Origin of the sequence: Aliiruegeria sabulilitoris, from assembly GCF_001558155.1 — a bacterium.
Taxonomy (GTDB): domain Bacteria; phylum Pseudomonadota; class Alphaproteobacteria; order Rhodobacterales; family Rhodobacteraceae; genus Tropicimonas; species Tropicimonas sabulilitoris.
Genome location: NZ_LOAS01000074.1, coordinates 1 through 4966, shown reverse-complemented (window position 1 = coordinate 4966; position 4966 = coordinate 1). Strand labels below are relative to the sequence as shown.

Sequence of the window (4966 nt, the reverse complement as noted above, 5' to 3'; positions counted from 1 at the left end):
TTGCGGGGGTAGGATTTGAACCTACGACCTTCAGGTTATGAGCCAGAGTATTGAGAGCTACCACTACCGTCGCCGCTTCTGCCGGTTTTTCTCGCGACGTTCTTCAACGAGGGGGTGATGCCGGCCAAGCGCCCGCCACGGGCCATTGCCCTTGGACCAGTTCAGGAACTGGCTGAAGCTGTCGACCTGGTCGTCGTTGCGAGCCCTCGGAAAAGCTTGGAGTTCATGTTTGAAGCCCGCAAGCCAGGGGGCATCGACCGGAAGGAAAATCTTGCGCTCCTCGACTGGAGCACAAGACGCGTTGAAGCGGATCTCCTTCTCTTTGTCCGGCCGGATACGCTCGTAGCGTCGTCGATCCTCTGGGAAGAGTTCATCGAACAAGGGGCGCCCGGTTGCCGCGTCCTCGATGAGGACACGTTCCGGATCCCATTGGGCAACCAACTGCAAGGCCTTGCTCTTCAGGTCCGGATAGTCCAGTTGGCCCCGCCACACGTCAAGCAGATACCACTTGTGTTCCCGGAACCCCCAGGTCGTGCAGACCGAGAAATCGGAACTCGGCGACGAGGACATTCCTGTATCCCAGCTTTGGACGATGAGCTGATACCACCGCCGGTCCTCGACGGTTTCGTAGGTGCCAAACCACTCCCAGCGAAGCGGCGACCCGTCAGGGGCGATCGGGTTCTGCTGGTACTGACAGTTGAAGATGGCCGATCCCATTTCGCGGCGCATGCGGTCCAGCGTCTCGCGGTCGAGCCGCTCAGGGAACAGCAGATCACCGGGGCAGCGGCAATGGACCTGTTCCGTCTTGTTCCCGATGCGGACGCTCTCGTTCTCCTCGGCGATCGCCGGCAGGTTGAGATGCCGATAGGTTCCCTTGTCGAGCAGGTATCCCGGCGGATCCAGTTCATGGAGCCGTTGAGCGATCATCACCACGCGGCCTTCGGCCTGGTTGTTGAACCGCGACAGCAGCGATCCCTCGATGAACTCCTGCGCGCGAAGAAGTTCCGCTTCCGAATTTGCGTCCCCGGCCTTCAGCAGATCGTCGATGATGATGTAGTCGGCCCCGTGGCCTGTGACTGAACTGCCGATGGAGACGGCCTTGCGGCTGCCATCTTTCGTTGTCCGGATTTCCTCGGCAGTGTTGCCTTTCTTCGCGAGCCGGGTCGAAGGAAACATCTGCTGATACCATCTTGAGGACATGACCCGCCGACAATCGTCGGAATGCTTGCGCGCAAGATCGAGCCCGTAGCTCGCAACGATGATTTTGGCCCCGGGGTTGTGCCCAAGGATAAAGGCGACATAGGCAACCGCCACCGTCACGGATTTCAGACACCGCGGCGGGATGTTGATCACCAACCGCTTGTTCTCGCCGATGCGTACATTGTCGAGCTCATGGCACATCGCCTGGACGTGCCACGCCGGTTCAAACCGGTCATTCGCCCCCTTGTGGAGGGTGTCGAACACCCGCCACACGAACAAAAAGAAGCTGTTCCGGCTGCGCTGAAGCGCGGCCAGACGAACCTGATGCGGATCAGGAGCAGTCATCGACTCCCTCCTCATCCTCAGTCGTCGCATCGTCGCCATCTTCCTCTGCAAAAAAATGGCGAAGGATGTCGTAGTCCACCTGCTCAGCCGTGTCGGAAAGAGCAGTGCCCGCGGCGTCGGCGTCGAGCCGTCCGGACAGGTCGGCATCGAAACGCGCGAGCATCGTCAGGGCTTTCATGTCACCCTTCAGGGCCGTTGCGACAAGGCGCTTGGCTGCGGCCTCCGCTTTGGAGATCTTCACCTCACGATTGCCCTCGCGAACGATGACCTTGGTCTCCAGTTCACGCTGCAGGCTGGCATTGAAACCCTTCGCGCCTTTCGGCCGGCCCTTCGGATTGCCCGACTGGCCCTTCTTGAACTGCGTGCGTTTCGGAGGCCGGCCGTAGCCGACCTCGTAGTTTTTCTCGGGCTCAGACATGGCTCGCCTCCATCGGATTGGCAGTACCGACAGCCGCGGTATGGTCATCGAAGGTTTCGCCGGTCGTGGCATGAACCGCCTCCTTCCCGGACATCTCCTGCCAGCGGCGGATGGCAACATCGACATAAGCCGGGTCGAGTTCGATCAGCCGCGCCCGACGACCGGTTTTCTCGGCGGCGAGGAGCGTTGCGCCGGAGCCGCCGAAGGCATCCAGCACCACGTCACCGCGATGGCTCACATCCATGATTGCATCGGCCACCAGGGCGGTCGGCTTGACGGTCGGGTGATCGGCCAGATCTGCCTCCCGCCCCTTGCCGAAGCTGTTGACGCCTGCATAGTCCCAGACATTGGTCCGGTTGCGACCGTGCTTGCCCAACTCGACATTGTTGATGTGCGGCGCGCCCGGCTTCTTGAAGACGCAGATCATCTCATGCTTGGAACGGTAGAGGCTGCCCATGCCGCCATTGGTCTTGTTCCAGACACAGAGGTTGATCAACTCGAGGCCGCAGGACTTGCCTGTCGCGATCAGATCCCCGATGTGCCGCCAGTCCATGCAAATCATGCCGACGGCACCCTCGGCCATCTTGTCCCGGGTCCCGGTCAGGAATGTCGCGAGGAAACTGCGGAACTCAGAATCCGACATCTCGCCCGAGGCCATGGCGAACTCGCGATGTTCCCCGCCATTGCCCGAGCGGACATGGCCGTTCACCGGCACGTTGTAGGGCGGGTCGGTGAAGACCATCCCGACGCGCTCGCCATCAAGGACACGGGCATAGCTGGCCTCCTCCAGCGAATTGCCACAGAGAATGCGATGATCCCCGAGGACCCAGAGGTCGCCGGGTTGGGTCACAACCGGCTTCGACGGATCGGGCGCCTCGACGGTTTCCGAAGGCGTGGATTCAGCTTCGCTAACCCCATCAATGATGATGTCGATTTCCGGCGTCTCGAAGCCTGTAATGTCGAGGCTGAAGTCCAGTTCCCCATCCAGGCTCAGGTCCATCAGGTCCGCGAACTCGATCTGCAGCGCGGCCTCGTTCCAGTCCGAGAGTTCCGCCAGCTTGTTGTCGGCGATCCGCAGCGCCCGCACTTCGGCCGGGCTCAGGTGATCCGCCACCACGGTCGGAACTGTGGTCAGGCCGAGCGCATTCGCAGCTTCCAGGCGCCCATGACCAGCGATGATGACGCCGTCGCAGTCAACGAGGATAGGCGCGACGAAGCCGAACTTGGCCACCGAGGCCTTCAGCTTGCCGACGTTCTTCGCCGTGTGGATACGGTTGTTGTTGGCATAGGGTTTGAGGTCAGCAACCGGGGTCTGGACGACCTTGTCAGCCATCCAGATGGGTTTGGTCGATGCCGGGGCAGCGGGTTTTGTGGGGCGGGCACGCATTTGTGTCTCCATTCATAGGTGCCGTGGGAACGGCGAAGGTCAGAATGGATCGCGTCGGGAATACGGAGAGAGCATACACAGCAACTCCCCGGACCGATGGATCCGGTTTGTTGCCGCTTCGAATGCTCTCTGCTGGGCATGGTGCCCATGTGAGTGCTGCCAGGGTAGCGATTTAGCCCCCGTAATGAAGCAGGCAGGACAGCGCCTAGCATTGCGCAGCTGTTCTTGTCAAGGATGAAATTGCCTTAATGAATTGTAAACAAACAAAAATCGTGGGCATGCTATAATTCTGCCTGTCCGGGTTGTGCAGCGCGCAGCCGAGCATCGAGAGAGGCAAAACGTGATCGGTTGCCGGTTTCGACAGGTGCTCTGTGAACGAACATGAAAGGATCTTTCGAGCATGCGCCATTGCACAAGTTCCGCTGGACTGTTGCCGCGATCAGAGCGTCACTGACAACACGCCCGAACGGATCGGGCTCTCCTCGGTACCGGGGCTGGCATCCCGCCGGCCCGCTACCTGAGGAGAAGACCAATGACCAAGCGCAAGCAGACAAAGACCGACAAGGTGCGTGCGATGCTCGCTCGCACTGAGGGCACGAGCATCGAGGCGATCTGCAAGGCCACCGGATGGCAGCCGCATTCCGCCCGGGCGGTCCTGAGCGGTTTACGGAAGGCCGGTTACACGGTCGAGCGGCAAACGGCCCTCGAAAAGGGCAGTCCGTCCCTCTACCGGATCACGGCCGAGGCCGAGGCGTCCGAATGATCCGCGTCGCCGATCTCGAAACTATGGACCGGGCCGCGTTGATCGCGGCCTGGACCGAGATCTTCGACACCCAGGTGCCGAAAGGGCTAAGCCGGTCTTTCCTGCGCCGGTTCCTTGCCACCGAGATCCAGACCCGCAGATCCGGTGGTCTGCCCGCCCGGGTCCGGAAGGCGTTGATGCAGAGCGATGATCTTGGACGTCGTTCGAAGACGGCCAAACTCGAGCCGGGCAGTCGGTTGCTGCGTGAGTGGAACGGCGTCACCCATGTTGTCGAGGTCACCGAGGACGGGTTCCGCTGGAATGGCCAGAGCTGGCGGTCCCTGTCGGTCATCGCTCGCGAGATCACCGGCGCCCATTGGTCCGGACCGCGGTTCTTCGGCCTCAACAGAAAGGCCCGGTCATGAGCAAGCCCCGGATCCGCTGCGCCATCTACACACGCAAATCCTCCGACGAGGGGCTCGACCAGGACTTCAATTCTCTCGATGCCCAGCACGAGGCCTGTGCCGCCTATATCGCCAGCCAGCGCCACGAGGGCTGGAAGATGCTGCCGGCGCGCTACGACGATGGCGGCATCTCCGGCGGCACGCTCGAGCGCCCCGGGTTGCAGCGGCTGCTCGCCGATATCAATGCCGGTCGCATCGACATGGTCGTGGTCTACAAGATCGACCGGCTGACCCGCTCGCTGGCCGACTTCGCCAAGCTGGTCGAGCGTCTGGAAGAGAAAGATTGCTCCTTCGTTTCCGTCACCCAGGCCTTCAACACCTCTTCGTCGATGGGCCGGCTGACACTGAACGTGCTGCTTTCCTTTGCCCAGTTCGAGCGCGAAGTCACCGCTGAGCGGATCCGCGACAAG

General features: G+C 61.4%; 6 protein-coding genes and 1 tRNA gene. 3 read left to right on the top strand and 4 right to left on the bottom strand.

Going from position 1 to position 4966, the window contains the following annotated elements; genetic code table 11:
• Position 1 precedes the first annotated feature (1 nt).
• From AX756_RS25930 to AX756_RS24370, 4 genes are all read right to left on the bottom strand, one after another.
• Positions 2-76, bottom strand: a tRNA-Leu gene (locus tag AX756_RS25930).
• Positions 64-1545, bottom strand: a complete 1482-nt coding sequence (locus AX756_RS24380) for a phage terminase large subunit family protein (protein WP_068318419.1) — start codon at positions 1543-1545, stop codon at positions 64-66. The genes AX756_RS25930 and AX756_RS24380 overlap by 13 nt, the downstream gene beginning before the upstream one ends.
• Positions 1532-1963 carry a DUF5681 domain-containing protein gene (locus tag AX756_RS26210; RefSeq protein WP_068318416.1) on the bottom strand — a complete coding sequence of 144 codons (432 nt, stop codon included), beginning with the start codon at positions 1961-1963 and terminating at the stop codon, positions 1532-1534. The genes AX756_RS24380 and AX756_RS26210 overlap by 14 nt, the downstream gene beginning before the upstream one ends.
• Entirely contained in the window at positions 1956-3350 is a 1395-nt protein-coding gene (locus AX756_RS24370) for a site-specific DNA-methyltransferase (RefSeq protein ID WP_231701183.1), read from the bottom strand. The genes AX756_RS26210 and AX756_RS24370 overlap by 8 nt, the downstream gene beginning before the upstream one ends.
• Positions 3351-3882: 532 nt before the next feature.
• On the opposite strand from AX756_RS24370, the gene AX756_RS24365 reads away from it, so the two are divergent.
• The 3 genes from AX756_RS24365 to AX756_RS24355 form a co-directional block, all read left to right on the top strand.
• Positions 3883-4113: a DUF3489 domain-containing protein gene (locus tag AX756_RS24365; protein WP_068318414.1), complete on the top strand. Its 231-nt coding sequence runs from the start codon at positions 3883-3885 to the stop codon at positions 4111-4113.
• On the top strand, positions 4110-4517 hold the full coding sequence (locus tag AX756_RS24360) for a DUF2924 domain-containing protein (protein ID WP_068318412.1): 408 nt from the start codon (positions 4110-4112) through the stop codon (positions 4515-4517). Before AX756_RS24365 ends, AX756_RS24360 begins: the two co-directional genes overlap by 4 nt.
• The coding region (locus AX756_RS24355) for a recombinase family protein (protein WP_197431141.1) at positions 4514-4966 on the top strand (453 nt) is incomplete at its 3' end. The genes AX756_RS24360 and AX756_RS24355, both read left to right, overlap by 4 nt.